Genomic DNA, 19,544 nt, shown 5'->3' with positions numbered 1-19,544 from the left:
GGCAAGCAGCGGGTGCGCTGATGCGCGCGCCGCTTCATTGCGGCGGAAAACCGTGCGATACAGCATCGATCAGCAGGAGGGACCGCGCCCGTGAACGCCCATCAGCCGCCCCAGACCGTCCGCGCCAACGGCATCGACATTTGCTACGAGATTTTTGGCAACGACAACGCCGAGCCGCTGCTGCTGATCATGGGGCTCGGGGCGCAGATGATCCATTGGGACGATGCGTTCTGCGAGCAGCTCGCCGTGCACGGCTTTCGCGTGATCCGGTTCGACAACCGCGACATCGGCAAATCGAGCCATCTCACGGGCGGCAAGCGGCTGACGCCGCTCGAGCTGTTGAAGCTCCGCTTCCTCAGGATTCCCGTTGCCGCAACCTACAAGCTGATCGACATGGCCAGGGACACCGTCGGCCTGATGGACGCGCTCGGCATCAAGTCGGCGCATCTGGTCGGCGCCTCCATGGGCGGTATGATCGCGCAGGAGGTGACGCTGTCGTTTCCCGAGCGCGTTCGCTCGCTGACCTCGATCATGTCGACGACGGGCAATCCGCGCGTGCCGCCGCCGACACGCGAGGCCGCCGCCATGCTGATGGCGCCGCCGCCGCGCAGCAAGGAGGAGTTCGTCGTCCGCTACGGCCAGACCTGGAAGGTGTTGCGCGCCGGGGCCTTTCCGGAAGAGGAAGCACTCGACCCTGATCGTGCCGAGCGCGTGTTCGCGCGCGGGCTCAATCCGGCCGGTGTCGGCCGGCAGCTCCGCGCCGTGCTTGCCTCGGGCAGCCGCAAGGAGCGGCTGCATGCCATGAAGACGCCGACGCTGGTGATCCACGGCACGGTTGATCCCCTGGTCCATCCCGAAGGTGGCAAGGACACGGCCGCATCAATTCCGGGCGCAAAGCTGTTGATGGTCGAAGGCATGGGCCACGCGCTGCCGATGCGTTTCTGGCCCGAGATCATCGGCGCCATCGACAAGCACGCGCGTCGAGCGGCAGCACAGGCTGCCTAGCGCTTTCTCGCCATCCAGATCACATGGCGCGCGCCGCCGCCCCTGCCGGTGGCGCGGATGTTGACTTCGTTGACGTCGAAACCCGCGCTCTTTAGGCGCCTGGTGAATGCCGGGTTGGGCCCCGACGACCAGACGGCGAGCACGCCGCCCGGCCGCAGCGCCGTCTTGGCCGCCTTCAACCCGCCCGCGTTGTAGAGCGCATCATTGCCCTTCCGGGTCAGCCCCTCCGGCCCGTTGTCGACGTCGAGGAGGATGGCATCGAAGGCCGATCGCTGCGCGCGGATGATTTCTCCAACGTCGGTCTCCCGGATCTTGACACGGGGATCGTCGAGGCTGTCGCCAAAAACCTCCGCCATCGGACCTCGCGCCCAGGCAACCACCGCCGGCACGAGCTCGGACACCACGATCTTCGCCTTAGCTCCGAGCACGGCCAGCGCCGCGCGCAGCGTAAAGCCCATGCCGAGGCCGCCGATCAGGACGACGGGCTTTCCGACCGTCTCGATCTGCTTCGCCGCCAGCGTCGCAAGTGCCGCCTCGGAGCCCGACAGGCGATTGTTCATCAGCTCGTTGGTGCCGAGCTTGATGGAGAACTCCTTGCCCCGCCGCATCAGACGGAGCTCTTCGTCGGAGCCGGGGATTTTGGCGGTGTCGATCTTTTCCCAGGGAATCATGGGAGAGCTTTAGCACGATTTGCTTCGTAGCTTGGATGGAGCGAACCGCAATCCGGGCTACAGGAGGTGGCTCGGCCTAACCGCCCGCCCAGACGTCGAGCACATAGCGGTTCGTCGCGCCCATCTCCTCGATCCAGCGCGCGGCTGTCGCGGTATCGCTACCGCTCTTCTCGTGACGGATCGCGACAAGGGCCGCCTTCACGTCGGGCTCCATTTGGCCCCCGTCGCCGCAGACGTAGATGATGGCGCCCTGCTCGATCAGTGGCCAGACCTTGTCCTTCTGCGCCGCGAGCACGTGCTGCACATAGGTCTTCGGTCCGTCCGCGCGCGAGAACGCGGTGAAGAGCTCGGTGACGCCGCTTGCCGCCAGCGCCTTCAGCTCGTCGGCGTAGAGAAAATCCTGATCGGGGTGACGGCAGCCGAAGAACAGCATGGCCGGGCCAAGCGAAGCGCCTTTCGCCTTGCGCGCGGCGCGCTCCTGGAGGAAGCCGCGGAACGGCGCCAGCCCCGTGCCCGGGCCGATCATGATGATCGGCACGGATGAATCGTCCGGGAGCCGGAAGCCGGCCTTGGTCTCGCGCACCGTGGCGTAGATCGCATCGCTCGCGCGCCGGTTGGCGAGATAGTTCGAGCAGATGCCTTTGTAGACGCCGCGCCCGGAAGCGGCCGGCCCCTCGACGACGCCGACCGTGATACTGCACCGCGCTGGATCGACCGACGGGGAAGAGGAGATCGAGTAGTAGCGCGGCGCCAGCAGCGAGAGCATTTCCAGATAAACGTGGAACGGCAATTCGCAGGCCGGATATTCGAGCAGCAGATCGTACACCGATTTGCGCATCGCCAGAATCTCGGTGCGATAGCGCTCGGCCGGCTCGGCCTCCTCGCCGACGAAGGCCAGCAGCTTCGGCTTGGTGACCGGGCAGCGCGTGTGCTCGGCCATGATCTGGATCTGCTTCCGCGTCGCCACCTGCTGCAGCTCGACGAACTCGCTGAGCAGGCGGCCGACCGACACGGCCTCGCCGACCGGCAATTGCGCACGGCGGCCTTCGGCCACCTGAAGCCTGATCTGGTCGGCCGGCAGGAAGCCGAAGCGGCGGGCGACCGAATCCACCAGCGTCGGATCGTTGCGCGGAACGACGCTCAGATGATCGCCGACGCGGTAGGTGATGTTGGATGGCAGCTGCACCTCGATATGGCGCGTCGAGCGCTCCGACGGATTGGACCCGCTCTTGTTCTGAAGCTCGTCATTGACCAGCACCTTCATCGCCACCGCGCCGCCCTGTGCGACGATGGTATTGACGGCAGTCACCGCGACAGGTTCGATCGCGTAGAGCGGATCGTCCTCCGCGGTGCGGGTAAAATTCCAGTCGATGCCGAACTCCTTGGTCGCGACCTGCGCGGCTGCCGGAAACCACTTCTGGAACTGGCCGTCGAGATCGCTGCGCGCGTCGCCTTCGCCGCGCGGATAGACCGCGCGCGCGCCATGCCCCGACAATTGCTCGTCGATGAAGCGCGGCACCGATTGATAGGTCGCAGCCCAGTCGCTGTTGCCGCAGCCGAACACGGCGTAGCGCACATTGGCAAAGGCATCCTTGGGCAGGTCGCTGCCGAGCCATTTGACGAATTGCGTCGCATTGTCCGGCGGCGCTCCGTTATAGGAGGCGCAGATGATCAGCACGCCGCCCTCCTGCGGCAGCTTGCCGACGTATTCGTCGAGCGCCCCGAGATGCACGGCAAAGCCGTTGATCTCGGCGAGGTCGGCCATGCGTGTCGCGAGTTCTTCGGCGGTGCCGAGATTGGAGCCGTACAGCACCAGCATCGGCGTGTTGTGGCCGGGCCGCGCCGTCGGCTGACGCGGTGCTCGCGGCGCCGAGGACACAGCCGCGACAGGCCCGCCATAGGCACCGCGCTCGCGATCGGCGCGCGGACGAACCTTGATCTTGAAGCCCTCCGGCTTCATCGTCAGCGTTTCCTTCAGGTGCATCTGGTAGCGCTGGTGGTCGATCAGCTTGAAACGCTGGAGGATCATGCCGAGCGCGAGCGCCGCCTCGTGCATGGCAAAGCCGCGGCCGATGCAGGCGCGCTGACCGTTGCCGAACGGCTTCCAGGCATTGATGGGCCGCTTGGCCTCCGCCTCGCGGCTGAAATTTTCGGGATCGAAGGCATCGGGATTCGGCCCCCAGACGGAGGGATCGCGATGCAGCGCCGTCACCAGAATGGTGATGAACGTGCCTTTCCTGAGCTTGTACTTGCCGCCACCGATGGTTTCGTCCGCGAGCGGTGAGATGCCGTAGGCCGGCGCCGGCGGCCACAGCCGCAACGCCTCCTTCAGGATCTGCGTGATGTAGGTGAGCTGCGTCACCTGCTGATAGGTCGGCTTCGCGTTGACATCTGGACCGAAGACGCGATCGACCTCGTCATAGGCCTTCTTGAGGATGTCGGGATGCTTCAGGAGCGCATAGAGCGTGTAGGACAACAGGCCGCTTGTCGTCTCGTGGCCGGCGATCAAAAACGTGTTGATCTGGTAGCGGATGTTGACGTCGTCGAGCTGCTCGCCGGTCGAGCGGTCGACGCCGGTCATCATCGCCGCGAGCATGTCCTTCTTGTCGTCGATCCCCTCCGCGCTCTTGCGGCGCTCCGCGATGATCTCGTCAACCATCTTGTTCATGAAGGCGACGTCTTCAGCGAGGGTCTTGCGCCGCTTCTGCATCCATATCTGCTCGAACGGAAGACCCCGCGTCATCATGATGGTTTCGAGCGAGCGCACCAGCGACTCGACGAAGGGATGGTAGTCGCGCCGGTAGAACGAATTGAATCGGTAGTCGAAGCCGCACAGGCCGATCGTGTCCAGCGTCAGGGCGGTCATGTCGTGGACGACGTCGATCTCGTCGTCGGCGTTGAGCCGCTCCCATTTTTGGACGAGCTGCTCGGCGATGTCGACCATGCTCGGGTGGTAGGACTGCATCGCGCGGTTGCCGAACGGCTGGAGCAGGATGTTGTGCGCCTTGCTCCAGTTCGGCTCCCTGGTGTCGGCCGTGAACAGGCCGTCGCCGCCGACCGCACGCACGCGCCGCAGCGCGCCGCGCACCGTCTTGTCGAAGCGCTTCTCGTCGGACAGCTCGTCGACGAGATCGTGGCCCGAGACGACGACGATCGGCGAGCCCATCATGTCGAGCCAGAAGATCGGGCCGAGCTCCTTGGCGAGCCGCGTCAGGTGCTGCACGGGAGCCGCCGAGTCCAGCGACAGCATATTGCCGACCACCGGCTTGGTCGGCGGCTGCGGGATCGGGTCCAGACGGTTCTTGGATGACATTGACGTGCGCTTCCCCCTGATCGCGTCATTCCGGGGCGATGCGCAGCATCGAACCCGGAATCTCGAGATTCCGGGTTCGCCCTTCGGGCGCCCCGGAATGACGTTCCATTTACACTGACGACGGCATCGTCACCCAAACCGCCTTCTACGCCATTCGATCAGCTTGGCGCTGACCTCGTCCGGCTTCTCCTGCTGCGTCCAATGGCCGCTGTCGCGGACCAGATATTTTTCGAGATCGGGAATCAGCTTGTCCATGCCATCGGCGGAAGACGGCGGCAGCACCGCGTCGTTCTCGGCCATGATCATCAGCGACGGCACGCGTACCGTATGATCGAGTCCTTCGGAGCGTATCCAGTTGCGCGACATGTTGCGGTACCAGTTGATGCCGCCGGTGAAGCCGGTCCTGGTGAAATTGTCGACAAACACCTTCTTCTCTTCCGGCGACAGGATCGGCGTACGCGGATCGTGCTTGGCGTCATAGGCCGCAATCATCTGCGGAAACGCCAGATTGACCCGCGGCGAAGCGCCCACGCCGGCAATCACTTCCTCCGCCGGCGCATCGGGCGGGCGCGGCGCCGGCTTGCGCATGAATGCATCGAAGGTTTGCTCGACGCGGCTGCCGAAAATCCTGTCGGCTTCACGCGACGGGTCCTGGAACTGCACGATGTACATCTTGTCGCCAAACCGCGCGCGCAGGAGTTCGATCGGATCGGCCCAAGCCCGGTTGGTATGGGGGGTATTGATGCCGACCACGCCGGCGACGCGGCCGATATGCCGCAGCGGCATCTGCCAGACGATGAAGCCGCCCCAGTCGTGGCCGACGAAGATCGCCTTGTCGATCCCGAGATGATCGAGCAGACCGACGAGGTCGCCGGTCAGGTGCTCGATATCGTAGTCCTCGACCGGCTCGGGCCGGTCGGTCGCGCCATAACCGCGCTGGTCCGGCGCGATCACCCGGATTCCGGCCTCGCTCAGCGCCTTGATCTGATGGCGCCAGGAAAAGGCGAGCTCCGGCCAGCCATGGCACAGCACCATCGGCGGGGTGTCGGAGACCGGACCCGCCTCGTAATAACCCATGCGGATTCCGTTCGTCTGCACGAACTTGAGCGGCGGCATTTCGATCATCGGGACATTCCTACTCAGCAGCGCCCTTGATGTCGGCCGCTGGCGGCGCATAGGCCGCCTCCAGCGCAGCAAACTCCTCGGGCAGCATGTCACACATCACCTGCACATGCGGAATGATGTTGGCACCGACAATGAAACCGAAATCGAGCTGGTCGCGATAGCTCTGCACCGTGATGTTGAGCGCCTGCCCGTGCGTCGAGATCGACACCGGGAAGATATGCAGCAGCTCCGCGCCGGCGGCGTAGAGCGTCTGCCGCGGCCCGGGTACGTTGGACACCGTGATGTTGGCGGCCGGCGGCAGCACGTCCGACAGGTTCGAGCGGCTGTAGAGCAAGGCCAGGATCTGCACCATGATCGGCGCGCCCAGCATCGAGATGTTGGACACTTGCGGCATCAGGGCGCGCAGCGGATGCGACATCTCCTTGGACTTGGTCGATTGCGCGATGATCGCCTCCAGTCGGGCCTTGGGATCGTCGATGTCGGTCGCGATCGCGCAGATCATGCCGAACACCTGGTTGTTGGCCTCGGTGTTGCCTTCCTCGCGCAGCGAGATCGGCACGGCGGCGGTCAAGGATTTCGCCGGCAGCGTGCCATATTGCTGGAGATAGCGGCGGACCACGCCGGAGGCGAGCGCCAGCACGACGTCGTTGAGCTTGCCGCCGGCCTGCTTGGCCAGCGCCTTCGCCCGCGACAGCGGGATCGACACGCCGGCGAAGCTGCGCTCCGAGGAGATGGTCTTGTTGAGCATGGTCGGCGGCGACACCATGCTGGCCAGGCTCTCGCGCGACTTCGGATCGGCGACCTTGCCGAGCACGTCGGACACGCTCTTGAGCACGGTCGGGATGTTGCCGGCGAAGCGCACCGCGCTCTCGATCTGGTACATCGCGTTGTCGAACAGGATCGAGCCGATGTCGCTCTTGCCGGTGCGGGGCAGCTGCAGGTTCTTCGCAGCGGCCGAAGCATCGAGCGGCTGGCTGAAAAGCTGCTGATAGGAATCGAGCAGGTTGGCGGCGATGTCACGCGGCTCCTGCCCCGGCTTGGCTCCCGCCGCCGGCGGATCGACCTTCCGCGGGATCGGCGAGATGTCGTAGATCATGTTGGTCAGCGCCGCGCCGGCACCGCCGTCGATGGCGGCATGGTGCATCTTGGAATAGAGCCCGACCTCGTTGTCCTTCATGCCCTCGAACACGTAGAATTCCCAGAGCGGGCGGGCGCGGTTCAAGAGCTTGGCGTGCATCCAGCCGACGATGCGTTCCAGCGTGGCGCGGTCGCGCGGCTGCGGCAGGCTGGCGCGGAAGATGTGACGGTCGATGTCGAACTGATCGTCCTCGACCCAGGAGGGATGGTCGATGTCGAGCGGCGCCTTCTCCAGCCGCGCCTTCAGGATCGGCGCGATGTGCAGGCGCGAGACGATCATCGCCTTGAAGTCTTCGAAGAAGTCGCCCCTGTAATCGTCGGGCAGGCGAAAGATCGCCATGCTGCCGACATGCATCGGCATTTCCGGCGTTTCCAGATAGAGAAACGACGCATCCAGCGACGACAGCTTCTTACCGTCAGCCATAGTTCCCTCCCGCGAGATTTGACGGGCGCCTTGGGCGGCGCTTCTCGTCAGGCCGATATTGCCCGCTCCGGCGGGGCATATGCAATGGCAAACGGCCCTGCCCGGTCAAATGGCCAGAACTCCCCCTCCGGTTGCGCCAGCCGGTCTGCCACGGCCCACAGCGCGGCGGGGTTAACGCCGAGCCCGATATGGCTCGCCAGGTGCACCTCGATGTTCTCGGCATGGTCCGAGGGGCGCAACAGACAGGTCCGCCAGTTCACGACGCCGTCGGCGCGGGAATAGATCGACGTCGCCGGCACCGGCAGATCGCCGGCGATCGCCTCGCGCAGTTCGGCAAAATCCTCGACCCGCTCGCCGGACAGCGCCTCATAGAGCCGCGTGGCGTTGGTCGCCCGCACGTCGTTGGCAAAAGGACTGCCGAGCGTAATGACGTAACGGACCATGTCGGGCGCCTGGAGCGCGAGATCGCGGGCATAGACGCCGCCGAGGCTCCATCCGACCAGGCTGACCTTGCGCCCCCTCGCGGCGTGGATCTCGGCGAGACGGGTGCGCAAGGCCTCCCGCATCCGCCCCAGCCCGCCGAGATTGCGGCCCATCCGCCAGGCATGTGCCTCATAGCCGAGCTCACTCAGATAGCGCCGCATCGGCGCCATCGAAAGATCGCTGGCGAGAAAGCCCGGCAGCGTCAGCACCGGATGGCCGTCGCCCCTGGGCGCGCGCATCAGCAACGGCGACAACAGCAGGCTGGCGTTCAACTCGAACAGGCCGCGGGCTTCGGCGAGCAGCAAACCAAGGCCCGGCGGACGAAGCCGGTCAGACGCTTGCGGCCCGTCCCGCCCGGCCGACATTATTTCTTCTTATCGCTGCTGCGCGTTCCGCCGAGGCCGGCCATGGTGACGAACATGTCCTGAAACCGCTCGGCAAGCTTCGGATCGAAAGTGAACCAGCTCTGGATCAGCGATTCCGGCGAGACCTTGTCGATATTGCTCAGGACCTGCTGCTGCAGCTTGTCCATGACGGCAATCTGCATCGGCGAGACGTCCGGCAATCCGAAGAACTGACGGGCCTCGAGGGGGGTGCAGTCGATTTCGATGTTAACTTTCATGTCCCCTCCGGATGAGATTCGAGCACTCTGTTGGAGTATCGCCGCGACACGGTGTGCAACGCAAGCGACCTCAGACGCGCCGCGGGGCGCCGGCTCCCGCAATCGGCGGGTATGGTCAATCAAATTGCTCGGCCGCGACCGCAGCTCGGACGGCTGAGACGCCAACGGCCGACAGGGCCAATTTCCCTTTACCCCGGGACTTCACAGGTCGAAAGTCGAATGTCGTTCGCGCGCCAGCCTCCCCTAGATTGCCGGTCAGCATTGCTGCACAGCGGTGCAACTTGGCGCGTTCCTTGCTGGAATGGCGCTTGCACGGGTCGTGAACTCTGGGCAACATGGATCGATCAGCCCCGCCGAACAATCAAAAATCACGGCGCGGCAGAGTGGAGAGGGTCAAGAATGTCAGTCGGACGAACTCTGTTTGCGGCGACGCTCGCCGGTACGCTTGCGTTGGCGGTCTCGCCGGCGTCGAGCCAGACGCTACGTTATGCCAACCAGGGTGACCTGAAGTCGCTCGATCCCTATACGCTCAACGAGAGCACCACCCACGCTCATCTCGGTCACGTCTATCAAGGCCTCACCGCGCGCGACAAGGACCTCAAGATCATTCCGGCGCTGGCGGAAAGCTGGGAAACTCCGGAGCCGACCCGCTGGCGTTTCCATTTGCGCAAGGGCGTGAAGTTCCACAATGGCGACCCGTTCACCGCCGACGACGTGGTGTTCTCGGCCGATCGCGTCCGCAAGAAGGGGTCCAACATGCAGACCCGCCTTGCGCCCGACGTCAAGGTGGTCAAGGTCGACGACTACACCGTCGATTTCGTCCTGCCCTCGCCCAACCCCATCCTGCATAACGCGTGGGATGTCTGGTACATCATGGACAAGAAATGGGCCGAGGAGAACAACGTCGTCGATCCGACGCCGGTGGCGGCGACCACGCCGAGCTACGCCTCGCTCCACGAGAACGGCACCGGCCCCTTCATCATCGAGAGCCATCAGCCCGGCGTGAAGACGGTGTTCAAGGCCAATCCCAATTACTGGGGCAAGGTCGAAGGCAATTTGAAGGAGATCATCTTCACCCCGATCTCCTCCGACGCCACCCGCGTCGCCGCCCTGCTCTCGGGCGAAGTCGACGTCATCGAGCCGGTGCCGATCCAGGACATCTCCCGCGTCGATTCCAGCCCGAATGCCCAGGTGCTGAAGGGGCCGGAGCTGCGCACCATCTTCATCGGCTTCGACCAGATGCGCGATGAGCTGCTCTACTCCAACATCAAGGGCAAGAACCCGTTCAAGGACATCAAGGTCCGCGAGGCGTTCTACAAGGCGATCGACATCGAGCTGATCAAGACGCGCGTGATGCGCGGGCTGGCGACGCCGTCGGCGCTGATGATCGCGCCGGAGCTGTTCATACTGTCCAAGGAGTTCACGCGGCCGAAATTCGATCCCGACGGCGCCAAGAAGCTCCTGACCGAGGCCGGCTATCCCGACGGCTTCGAGGTCACCATGGACTGCCCGAACGATCGTTATGTCAACGACGCCGCGATCTGCCAGGCCGTGGTCGGCATGCTCGCCCGCATCGGCGTCAAGATCAATCTGCTGGCGCAGCCGAAGGCACAGTACTTCGCCAAGGTGCTGAAGCAAGGCGGCTACCAGACCTCGTTCTACATGCTGGGCTGGACGCCGAGCACGATGGACTCCCACAACGTGCTCTTTGACATCATGGGCTGCCGCGACGATGCGAAATCCTCACGGGGCGAGGCCAATCTCGGCGGCTACTGCAACAAGGAGTTCGACGCCATCACCGACAAGGTGCTGGTCGAAACCGACACCGCCAAGCGCAACCAGCTGATCAAGCAGGCCTACGAAATCGGCAACAAGGACTGGTCCTACATCCCGCTGCACCAGCAGGCGCTGGCCTGGGGCGTATCGAAGAAGGTCAACCTGCCGCAGCGCGCCGACAATCTGGTCATGTTCCATTGGGCGACCAAGAAGGAATAGCGTCAGTTGAACACGAGGTCCCGGGAGCGTCAGGCTTCCGGGACCTTTCCTTTTCCGGCCGACAAAGTCGTCGGCTGTAAGCGCACCCAAGGACAGTGGAAGAAATGCTCGCTTTCACTCTACGCCGCGCCGTTCAGGCTATCGGCGTCATGTTTGCCGTCGGCATCATCGCGTTCTCGATGTTCCGATTCGCCGGCGATCCCGTCAACCAGATCGTCTCGATCGACACGTCGGCGGCCGAACGCGAAGCCGTGCGCAAGTCGCTCGGCCTCGATGATCCCGTGCCGGTGCAGTTCGTGCGCTATTTCGGCGATGCCGCGCAGTTCAAGTTCGGCGTGTCCTACCAGTTCCGCCAGCCGGTCTCGGCGCTATTGATGGAGCGCATGCCCGCGACGCTGGAACTTGCGATCTGCGCGACCGTGTTCGCAATGGTGTTCGGGATCCTGATGGGAGTCTATTCGGCGCTCAAGCGCGACACCGCGCTCGCCAAATTATTCCAGGCGGTCTCATTGATCGGCATCTCGCTGCCGACGTTCCTGATCGGCATCCTCCTGATCTATCTGTTCGCGGTGACGCTGGGCTGGCTGCCCTCGTTCGGCCGCGGCGAGGTGGTCAAGCTCGGCTGGTGGACGACGGGCCTGCTCACGCTGTCGGGCCTGAAGGCGCTGATCATGCCCTCGATCACGCTCGGCCTATTCCAGATGACCCTGATCATGCGGCTGGTGCGGGCGGAGATGCTGGAAGTGCTGCGAACCGACTATATCCGCTTCGCCCGCGCCCGGGGGCTCACCACCCGTGCCATCCATTTCGGCCACGCGCTGAAGAACACGCTCATTCCCGTGATCACGGTAGCCGGGCTCCAGTTTGGCTCGGTTATTGCATTTTCGATCATCACCGAAACCGTGTTCCAGTGGCCGGGCATGGGACTTCTGTTCGTTCAGGCCGTGCAAAACGTCGATATCCCGATTATGGCCGCCTACCTGCTGATGGTCTCGCTGATTTTCGTCACCATCAATCTGGTGGTCGATATCCTCTACACCGTGGTCGATCCGCGCCTGCGCTCGACCGTCGGCCGCGCGACATAGGGCAATCTGCATGTCAGACGCAGTCGTCTCCAATTCCGACAAGCAGAGCACGCAGCCGACCCACGCTGCCCGCGGCTGGTTCAGCCGCGCGCTCGATAGCGACGTCTTCTATTCCTTCCGCCGCTCCAAGCTCACCATGGTTGCGGCCGCCATCACGGTCTTGTTCTTCCTGCTCGCGATCTTTGCCTCCTGGCTTGCGGTCCAGAACCCGTTCGATCCGGCGCAACTTCAGCTGATGAACTCGCGGATCTCACCGCTATGGACCGCCGACGGCCAGAGCCCGTTCCTGCTCGGCACCGACGAGCAGGGTCGCGACGTGTTCTCCGCCATCCTCTACGGCATGCGTATCTCGCTCGCCGTCGGCGTGGCCGGCGTGATCTTCGCCGGTGCGCTCGGCATCGCGCTCGGCCTGATGGCCGGCTATTTCGGCGGCGCGGTCGACGGCGTGATCATGCGGATCGCCGACGTCCAGCTCACCTTCCCCGCCATCCTGATCGCGCTGCTGGTCAATGGCATCGCGAAATCGATCCTCGGCAACCGGCTGGATGCCACCAGCATGCTGGTGGTGCTGGTGATCTCGATCGGTCTGAGTTTCTGGGTCGGGTATGCCCGGACCGTGCGCGGTTCCGTGATGGTCGAGAAGAACAAGGACTACGTGGCCGCCGCGCAGCTGATCGGCCTGCCCGCGCCCGTGATCATGCTGCGGCATGTGCTGCCGAACACGATGGGCCCGATCCTGGTCATCGCCACCATCAACCTCGCGCTCGCCATCATCACCGAGGCGACGCTGTCCTTCCTCGGCGTCGGCCTGCCCGACACCATGCCCTCGCTCGGCACGCTGATCCGCATCGGCAACAACTATCTGTTCGCGGGCGAATGGTGGATCGTCGCCTTCCCCGGGCTCGCGCTCGCCGCACTGATCCTCTCCATCAACCTGCTCGGCGATTGGCTGCGCGACGCGCTCAACCCGAAACTTCGATGAGTGTGCGTCGCCCATGACCGAACCTGTTCTCTCCGTGCGCAATCTCCAGGTGGAGTTCGCCTCCCGCCGCGGCACGCTGCGCGCCATCGACGACGTCTCCTTCGACATCGCCAAGGGCGAGGTGCTGGGGGTAGTCGGCGAATCCGGCGCCGGAAAATCCGTCACCGGCCTCGCGGTAATCGGCCTGATTGATCCTCCCGGCCGCATCGCCGGCGGCGAGATTCATCTCGCCGGCCTGCGCATCGACAATCTGCCGCCGGAAGAGATGCGCCGCATCCGCGGCAAACGCATCGGCATGATCTTCCAGGATCCCCTCACCTCGCTCAATCCGCTGTACCGGGTCGGCGACCAGATCGTGGAAACCATCCGGACCCACCTCAATTTGTCCGAACAGGCGGCCCGCCGCCGCGCCATCGACCTGCTCGCCGAAGTCGGCATCCCCGCGCCGGAAAAGCGCATCGACGGCTATCCGCACGAGTTCTCCGGCGGCATGCGCCAGCGCGTCGTGATTGCGCTCGCGATCTGCGCCGAGCCTGAGCTGATCATCGCGGACGAGCCGACCACCGCGCTCGACGTCTCCGTGCAGGCGCAGATCATCTCACTGATCAAGCGGCTCGGGCGCGACCACGGCACCGCGGTGATGCTGGTGACCCACGACATGGGCGTGATCGCGGAGACCTCGGACCGCGTCGCGGTGATGTACGCCGGCCGCGTCGCCGAGATCGGTCCAGTGCAGGACGTCGTGAGGAACCCGCTGCATCCTTACGCAAAAGGATTGATGGGCGCGATCCCGACGCTCGCGGGCGAGGACAAGCGCCTGGTGCAGATCCCCGGCTCCATGCCGCGCCTGTCGGCGATTCCGCGCGGATGCTCGTTCAATCCGCGCTGCGCGTTCGCATTCGACCGCTGTCGTGTCGATCGGCCCGAGCCACTGCCGCAAGGCGCCCAATCGGTCGCCTGCCATCTCTATGACAATGTGCCGGCGGAGAGCGCGGCATGAGCGCCCCTTTCGTCCAGGCCACAAATCTGCGCCGCGTCTTCGATGTCTCGAAGCCCTGGCTCAACCGCGTGCTGGAAGGCGGGCATCTCGAATATCTCAAGGCTGTCGATAACGTCACCTTCGACATCAGGAAGGGCGAGACCTTTGCGCTGGTCGGCGAGTCCGGCTCCGGCAAGACCACGGTGGCGCGGATGGTGGTCGGCCTGTTGCCGCCGAGCTCGGGCGACGTCCAGATCGACGGCGTCTCGATGGGGGATCCGCGGCAGGCGCCGGCGCGGCGAAAGCTGCGCCGCCGCATCCAGATGATCTTCCAGGATCCCTATGCGAGCCTGAATCCGCGCTTCCGGGTCGATGCCATCATCTCCGAGCCGATCCGCGCCTTCGACCTGATCCAGGGCGAGCGCGACATCCAGGCGCGCGTCGGCGAGCTGCTCAGCCTCGTCGGCCTGCATCCCGACGACCGGCTGAAGTTTCCGCACGAGTTCTCCGGCGGCCAGCGCCAGCGTATCGCGATCGCGCGGGCGCTCGCGTCCGATGCCGAGTTCATCGTCTGCGACGAGCCGACCTCGGCGCTCGACGTCTCGGTGCAGGCGCAGATCCTGAACCTGATGCGCGACCTCCAGGACAAGTTCGGCCTGACCTACATGTTCATCAGCCACAACCTCGCCGTGGTCCGTCACATGGCGAGCCGCGTCGGCGTGATGTATCTCGGCCGCATCGTCGAGATCGCGGAAGGCCGCGAGCTGTTTGCCCGGCCGCGCATGCCCTACACCAAGATGCTGCTGGGCGCCGTGCCCGATCTTGCCATGAGCGGCCGCCAGCGCATTCCGGTCAAGGGCGAGATTCCGAACCCGATCCATCCGCCGCCCGGCTGCGCCTTCAATCCGCGCTGTCCGCTGGCATTCGATCTCTGCCGCAAGGAAGCCCCGGAACTGATCGGCGGCGTCGCCTGCCATGCGGTTAACACCGCGCCGGTCCCGGCGTGACGCGCGCGTGCCATGCGGCCTGCGCATTGGCGGCACGGCATCGCCTGTGATCAATTGCGCGCGCCACAACTAAGGTAACGAAATCCCATGGCCAGCAACGTCAATCCGGATCCCTTCACGACGCGCCCCGAGATCGAGGGCACGTTCGGGGTCGTCGCCACCACGCACTGGATCGCGACCGCCGTCGGCATGGCCATTCTGGAAAAGGGCGGCAACGCCTTCGATGCCGGCGTCGCCACCGCTTTCACGCTCCAGGTGGTCGAGCCGCATCTGAACGGCCCCGGCGGCGACGTGCCTGTTATCGTGCACGACGTGAAGCGCGGCCGCACCGAGGTGATCTGTGGCCAGGGCCCGGCGCCGGCGCGCGCCACCATCGCGCATTACAGGAGCGAAGGCCTCGACATGGTGCCGGGCACCGGCCTGCTCGCCGCCTGCGTGCCCGGGACCTTCGAATCCTGGATGATGCTCTTGCGAGACTACGGCACCATGCGCGTACGCGACGTGCTGGAGCCCGCGATCTCCTACGCGCGCGACGGCTATCCGCTGGTCGAGCGCGCCTGCGCCACGATCCAGACCGTCGAGCAGCTATTCCGCAAGCACTGGCCGACCTCGGCCGCGGTGTATCTTCCCAATGGCGAGGTGCCGAAACCCGGCACGCTCTTCACCAACAAGACGCTGGCCGCGACCTACGCCCGCATTCTCAGCGAGGCCGAGAGCGGCGACGGTGGCCGCGACGCCGAGATCGAGCGTGCGCGAAGGGCCTGGTCGCACGGCTTCGTCGCGGAAGCCATCGACAAATTCTGCCGCACGCAAGAGGTGATGGACGTCAGCGGTTCGCCGCATCGCGGCGTTCTCTCGGCCGACGACATGGCGCGCTGGCAGCCGACCATCGAGGCGCCGCTTACCTACGACTATGGCCGCTACACTGTCTGCAAGGCCGGCGTCTGGAGCCAGGGCCCGGTCACGCTGCAACAGCTCGCACTGCTCAAGGGCTTTGCGCTCGACGGACTCGACCCGACCGGGCCGGAATTCATCCATCTCCAGATCGAATGCGCCAAGCTCGCCTTCGCCGACCGCGAAAAGTTCTACGGCGATCCGAAGTTCAGCGAGATCCCGATCGCGACGCTGCTGTCGGATGCCTATAACGACGAACGCCGCAAGCTCGTCACCGACAAGGCCTCGCTCGACTTCCGCCCCGGCTCGGTCGAGGGCTTTGGCGGTGTCGTCAAGCTGCGGCGCGCCGAAGGCCAGCGCGAAGCGGTCGGCGCGCTCGGCGCCGGCGAGCCGACGGTCGGACGCTTCGGCGAGGTACGCGGCGACACCGTGCATTTCGACATCATCGACAAGGCCGGCAATATGGTCTCCTCGACGCCATCGGGCGGCTGGCTGCAATCTTCGCCGATCATTCCGGAGCTCGGCTTCTGCCTCGGCAGCCGCGCGCAGATGTTCTGGCTGGAGGAAGACCATCCCGCCGCGCTTGCGCCGGGCAAGCGGCCGCGCACCACGCTGTCGCCGACCATGGCGCTGCGCGACGGCGAGCCGTATCTCGCCTGGGGCTCGCCGGGCGGCGACCAGCAGGACCAATGGATCACGCAATTCTTCCTGCGCCACGTCCATTGCAATCTCAACCTTCAGGAATCGATCGACGCACCGGCCTGGCATTCCGAGCATTTCCCGATCTCGTTCTGGCCGCGCACCGCGCGCCCCGGCGTGCTCGTGGTCGAGAACCGCGTACCGAAGGCAGCGATCGAGAATCTGCGCGAGCGCGGACATATCGTCGAGATCGGGCCCGACTGGTCGGAAGGCCGCCTCACTGCGGCCTCGCGCGTCGGGGTGCGCCGCCGCGCCGCCGCTAATCCGCGCGGCATGCAAGGCTACGCAGCAGGACGCTGATGGACAGAATATGACCTGGTCGATCATCGCACGCGATCCTGCCACCGGCCAGTTCGGCATCGCGGTTGCGACCCGCTTCTTCGCCGTCGGCGCGCGCGTGCCCTATATCGCCGCCGGCCTCGGCGCGATCGCAACCCAGGCCTTCGTGAATCCCTATTACGGCATCGACGGCGTCAAGCTCTTGCGTGAAGGCTTGAACGCGCATGACGTACTCGCCAGCCTGCTCGCGACCGACGACGGGCGCGAAAGCCGCCAGATCCACATCATGGACGCGAGCGGCGAGATTGCTGCGCACACCGGGCGCGACTGCGTCGACTGGTGCGGCCACATCGCGGGCAGCGGCTTCTCCATCGCCGGCAACATGCTCGCGGGTGCCGACGTGCTCGACGAGACCGCCAAGACCTACATCGCCAATGACAGCCTGCCCTTCCCGCGCCGCCTGCTCGCGGCGATGCGCGCGGGCGAAGCCGCCGGCGGCGACAAACGCGGCAAGCAGTCTGCTGCGCTCCTGATCCACGGCGAGGAGGAATGGCCGGCGCTGGACATTCGCGCCGACGACCATTCCGATCCGCTCGGCGAGCTCGAGCGGCTCGAACGGGTCAGCCACGAGCTCTGGGTGCATTTCCGCAACTCCATGCCGACGCGGCAGAACCCGGCCGGCAACACCGATCGCAGCGTCATCGACGCGAGCATCGCCGCGGCCCGTGCAAGACAATCATGAGCACAAGCCCTCTCATCGAGATCAAGGATCTGCGCATCCGCTTCCACGGCGACGATGGCCGCGTCACCCATGCGGTGGACAGTGTAGATCTCAGCGTCGCCAATGGCGCGACGCTCGGCCTCGTCGGCGAATCCGGCTGCGGCAAGAGCGTGACGTCGCTCGCGATCATGGGATTGCTGCCGAAGCAAAGCACGGAGATATCGGGCGCGATCCGCTTCGACGGCTTCGATTTGCTGAAGACCCCGGACCAGACCTTGCGCGACCTCCGCGGCAACCGGCTCGCGATGATCTTCCAGGAGCCGATGACCTCGCTCAACCCGAGCTTCACCATCGGCGACCAGATCATCGAGACCATCCTGCGCCATCGCGGCGGCTCGCGGCGCAGCGCTCGGGAGCGCGCGATCGAGCTGTTGCGCCGCGTCCACATCCCCTCGCCCGAACGGCGCGTCGACGAATATCCGCACAAGCTTTCCGGCGGCATGCGCCAGCGCGTGATGATCGCGATGGCCCTGGCCTGCGACCCCCGCCTCCTGATCGCGGACGAGCCGACCACCGCGCTCGACGTCACCCTGCAGGCGCAGATACTTGAACTGATGCGCGAGTTGAAGGCGGCGAGCGGTGCGGCGATCATCCTGATCACGCACGACCTCGGCGTGGTCGCCGAGGTCTGCGACGAGGTCGCGGTGATGTATGCCGGCGAGATCGTCGAGCGCGCGCCGGTGGATGAATTGTTCGCCGCCCCGCAGCATCCCTACACCGTCGGCCTGCTCGGCTCGATCCCGCGGCTCGACCACCGTGCCGAGCAGCTCGCGACGATCGAAGGCATGGTCCCGAACATGGCGCAACCGCCCGCCGGATGCCGCTTCGCCGCACGGTGCCCCTTCGTTCTCGACGCCTGCACCAGGGCGCCGCCGCCGCTCGTGGAAATCGGCCCGGGTCACCTCTCGCGCTGCATCCGCGCGCCGCTCGAACTTCTGGTGTCGTGATGGCGCTCCTCGAGGTCGAAGGTCTGGTCAAGCATTTCGTCGCCGAGCGCTCGCTGTTCGGCCGGGCGCTCGCGCATGTCAAGGCGGTCGATGGCGTCAGCTTCTCGCTCGAGGCCGGCAAGACGCTGGCCCTGGTCGGCGAATCCGGTTGCGGCAAATCCACCGTCAGCCGTCTGGTGCTGCGGCTGATCGAGCCGGATGCGGGCACGATCCGTTTCGGTGGCCGCGACCTGCTCTCGCTCGACGCCGGAGCGCTCCGCGCGTTCCGCCGCGAAGCGCAGATCATCTTCCAGGATCCCTACGCCTCGCTCAATCCGCGCATGACGGTCGGCCAGATCCTGACCGAGCCGCTGGCGCTGCACGATCTCGTCCCACCCGCACGGCGACGCGAACGGGTCGCGGAAATCCTGCGGCTGGTCGGGCTGGAGCCGCGGCTCGAGCGACGCTATCCGCACGAATTCTCCGGCGGCCAGCGCCAGCGCATCGCCATTGCCCGTGCGCTCGCGGTCGAACCAAAATTGATCATCTGCGACGAGCCGGTCTCAGCGCTCGACGTCTCGATCCGCTCGCAGATCCTCAACCTCCTGCGCGAGCTCCAGGACCGGCTCGGCCTTGCCTACATTTTCGTCTCGCATGACCTCGCCGTGGTCAAGCACATCGCCGACCACGTCGCGGTGATGAATCTCGGCCAGATCGTCGAGACCGCGGAGGCGGATGCGCTGTTTGCCGCGCCCCGGCACCCCTATAGTCGCGCGCTGCTGTCCGCGATTCCCGTGCCTAAACCGCGGGCAAAGAGCAGCCGGATTGTGCTCCAGGGGGAGATCCCCAGCGCGCTGAATCCGCCGCCGGGATGCCGCTTCCACACCCGCTGTCCCTATGTCGTGGACCGCTGCCGCAGCGAAATGCCTCAGCTTGTCTCGGATGGCATCGGACATGCAACAGCTTGCCACCGAACGTCGGAACTGCCGTCCTCCGCGGCCATCGTCCCCATGGATGGCGGCTTCTCGCCGGTTCTTGAAAAATTGGTTGCCGCCTTCAGCGGCGGTCCGGAAGCAGCACGCGGCGGCGGGGTTAGTTCATTGGGGACGGACCCCGCATAGCCGTGAAACAGAGGTC

16 protein-coding genes are annotated in these 19,544 nt (G+C 65.3%); 10 read left to right on the top strand and 6 right to left on the bottom strand.

Features of this window, described 5'->3' with window-relative positions:
• The first annotated feature begins 90 nt into the window (after window positions 1-90).
• Window positions 91-1,005: an alpha/beta fold hydrolase gene (locus tag BJA_RS14295; protein WP_011085668.1), complete on the top strand. Its 915-nt coding sequence runs from the start codon at window positions 91-93 to the stop codon at window positions 1,003-1,005.
• On the opposite strand, the gene BJA_RS14290 is transcribed toward BJA_RS14295, so the two are convergent.
• From BJA_RS14290 to BJA_RS14265, 6 genes are all read right to left on the bottom strand, one after another.
• Window positions 1,002-1,676: a spermidine synthase gene (locus tag BJA_RS14290; protein WP_011085667.1), complete on the bottom strand. Its 675-nt coding sequence runs from the start codon at window positions 1,674-1,676 to the stop codon at window positions 1,002-1,004. The two genes, BJA_RS14295 and BJA_RS14290, sit on opposite strands and share 4 nt — an antisense overlap.
• Before the next feature lie 76 nt (window positions 1,677-1,752).
• Window positions 1,753-4,989, bottom strand: coding sequence for a bifunctional cytochrome P450/NADPH--P450 reductase (locus BJA_RS14285; RefSeq protein WP_011085666.1), 3,237 nt, complete (start codon window positions 4,987-4,989; stop codon window positions 1,753-1,755).
• Between the two features lie 129 nt (window positions 4,990-5,118).
• Window positions 5,119-6,114 (bottom strand): alpha/beta fold hydrolase, encoded by a 996-nt coding sequence (locus tag BJA_RS14280; protein ID WP_028172427.1) that lies wholly within the window; start codon window positions 6,112-6,114, stop codon window positions 5,119-5,121.
• A gap of 10 nt (window positions 6,115-6,124) precedes the next feature.
• Window positions 6,125-7,675: a WS/DGAT/MGAT family O-acyltransferase gene (locus tag BJA_RS14275; protein ID WP_011085664.1), complete on the bottom strand. Its 1,551-nt coding sequence runs from the start codon at window positions 7,673-7,675 to the stop codon at window positions 6,125-6,127.
• Between the two features lie 47 nt (window positions 7,676-7,722).
• On the bottom strand, window positions 7,723-8,523 hold the full coding sequence (locus tag BJA_RS14270) for an esterase/lipase family protein (protein ID WP_011085663.1): 801 nt from the start codon (window positions 8,521-8,523) through the stop codon (window positions 7,723-7,725).
• On the bottom strand, window positions 8,523-8,780 hold the full coding sequence (locus BJA_RS14265; RefSeq protein WP_011085662.1) for a DUF6489 family protein: 258 nt from the start codon (window positions 8,778-8,780) through the stop codon (window positions 8,523-8,525). The genes BJA_RS14270 and BJA_RS14265 overlap by 1 nt, the downstream gene beginning before the upstream one ends.
• A 399-nt stretch (window positions 8,781-9,179) precedes the next feature.
• Here BJA_RS14265 and BJA_RS14260 point away from each other — a divergent pair, with 399 nt between their 5' ends.
• The 9 genes from BJA_RS14260 (at window position 9,180) to BJA_RS14220 (ending at window position 19,528) form a co-directional block, all read left to right on the top strand.
• Window positions 9,180-10,775 carry an ABC transporter substrate-binding protein gene (locus tag BJA_RS14260; protein ID WP_011085661.1) on the top strand — a complete coding sequence of 532 codons (1,596 nt, stop codon included), beginning with the start codon at window positions 9,180-9,182 and terminating at the stop codon, window positions 10,773-10,775.
• A 104-nt stretch (window positions 10,776-10,879) separates the two neighbouring features.
• On the top strand, window positions 10,880-11,860 hold the full coding sequence (locus BJA_RS14255; RefSeq protein WP_038965796.1) for an ABC transporter permease: 981 nt from the start codon (window positions 10,880-10,882) through the stop codon (window positions 11,858-11,860).
• Between the two features lie 10 nt (window positions 11,861-11,870).
• Complete coding sequence (locus tag BJA_RS14250; RefSeq protein WP_011085659.1) at window positions 11,871-12,842, top strand: ABC transporter permease; 972 nt, start codon at window positions 11,871-11,873, stop codon at window positions 12,840-12,842.
• A gap of 13 nt (window positions 12,843-12,855) precedes the next feature.
• Complete coding sequence (locus tag BJA_RS14245; RefSeq protein ID WP_011085658.1) at window positions 12,856-13,842, top strand: ABC transporter ATP-binding protein; 987 nt, start codon at window positions 12,856-12,858, stop codon at window positions 13,840-13,842.
• Window positions 13,839-14,828 carry an ABC transporter ATP-binding protein gene (locus BJA_RS14240; RefSeq protein ID WP_011085657.1) on the top strand — a complete coding sequence of 330 codons (990 nt, stop codon included), beginning with the start codon at window positions 13,839-13,841 and terminating at the stop codon, window positions 14,826-14,828. Before BJA_RS14245 ends, BJA_RS14240 begins: the two co-directional genes overlap by 4 nt.
• Window positions 14,829-14,915: 87 nt before the next feature.
• Window positions 14,916-16,721: a gamma-glutamyltransferase family protein gene (locus tag BJA_RS14235; protein WP_011085656.1), complete on the top strand. Its 1,806-nt coding sequence runs from the start codon at window positions 14,916-14,918 to the stop codon at window positions 16,719-16,721.
• 10 nt (window positions 16,722-16,731) lie between these two features.
• On the top strand, window positions 16,732-17,442 hold the full coding sequence (locus tag BJA_RS14230; protein ID WP_011085655.1) for a DUF1028 domain-containing protein: 711 nt from the start codon (window positions 16,732-16,734) through the stop codon (window positions 17,440-17,442).
• The gene (locus tag BJA_RS14225) at window positions 17,439-18,428 is read left to right on the top strand and encodes an ABC transporter ATP-binding protein (protein WP_011085654.1); all 990 of its coding nucleotides are present in this window, start codon (window positions 17,439-17,441) and stop codon (window positions 18,426-18,428) included. The genes BJA_RS14230 and BJA_RS14225 overlap by 4 nt, the downstream gene beginning before the upstream one ends.
• Entirely contained in the window at window positions 18,428-19,528 is a 1,101-nt protein-coding gene (locus tag BJA_RS14220; RefSeq protein WP_039184056.1) for an ABC transporter ATP-binding protein, read from the top strand. The genes BJA_RS14225 and BJA_RS14220 overlap by 1 nt, the downstream gene beginning before the upstream one ends.
• The last annotated feature ends 16 nt before the right edge of the window (window positions 19,529-19,544 follow it).

The organism is Bradyrhizobium diazoefficiens USDA 110 (genome assembly GCF_000011365.1).
Lineage (GTDB): Bacteria > Pseudomonadota > Alphaproteobacteria > Rhizobiales > Xanthobacteraceae > Bradyrhizobium > Bradyrhizobium diazoefficiens.
This window is presented reverse-complemented; position numbering and strand designations above follow the sequence as displayed.

Coding starts and splice junctions, on each gene's coding strand:
- BJA_RS14270 (WP_011085663.1), bottom strand. CDS start 8,523: ATGTCGGCCGGGCGGGACGGGCCGCAAGCGTCTGACCGGCTTCGTCCG.
- BJA_RS14280 (WP_028172427.1), bottom strand. CDS start 6,114: ATGATCGAAATGCCGCCGCTCAAGTTCGTGCAGACGAACGGAATCCGC.
- BJA_RS14220 (WP_039184056.1), top strand. CDS start 18,428: ATGGCGCTCCTCGAGGTCGAAGGTCTGGTCAAGCATTTCGTCGCCGAG.
- BJA_RS14230 (WP_011085655.1), top strand. CDS start 16,732: ATGACCTGGTCGATCATCGCACGCGATCCTGCCACCGGCCAGTTCGGC.
- BJA_RS14225 (WP_011085654.1), top strand. CDS start 17,439: ATGAGCACAAGCCCTCTCATCGAGATCAAGGATCTGCGCATCCGCTTC.
- BJA_RS14290 (WP_011085667.1), bottom strand. CDS start 1,676: ATGATTCCCTGGGAAAAGATCGACACCGCCAAAATCCCCGGCTCCGAC.
- BJA_RS14285 (WP_011085666.1), bottom strand. CDS start 4,989: ATGTCATCCAAGAACCGTCTGGACCCGATCCCGCAGCCGCCGACCAAG.
- BJA_RS14265 (WP_011085662.1), bottom strand. CDS start 8,780: ATGAAAGTTAACATCGAAATCGACTGCACCCCCCTCGAGGCCCGTCAG.
- BJA_RS14250 (WP_011085659.1), top strand. CDS start 11,871: ATGTCAGACGCAGTCGTCTCCAATTCCGACAAGCAGAGCACGCAGCCG.
- BJA_RS14240 (WP_011085657.1), top strand. CDS start 13,839: ATGAGCGCCCCTTTCGTCCAGGCCACAAATCTGCGCCGCGTCTTCGAT.
- BJA_RS14275 (WP_011085664.1), bottom strand. CDS start 7,675: ATGGCTGACGGTAAGAAGCTGTCGTCGCTGGATGCGTCGTTTCTCTAT.
- BJA_RS14255 (WP_038965796.1), top strand. CDS start 10,880: ATGCTCGCTTTCACTCTACGCCGCGCCGTTCAGGCTATCGGCGTCATG.
- BJA_RS14245 (WP_011085658.1), top strand. CDS start 12,856: ATGACCGAACCTGTTCTCTCCGTGCGCAATCTCCAGGTGGAGTTCGCC.
- BJA_RS14260 (WP_011085661.1), top strand. CDS start 9,180: ATGTCAGTCGGACGAACTCTGTTTGCGGCGACGCTCGCCGGTACGCTT.
- BJA_RS14235 (WP_011085656.1), top strand. CDS start 14,916: ATGGCCAGCAACGTCAATCCGGATCCCTTCACGACGCGCCCCGAGATC.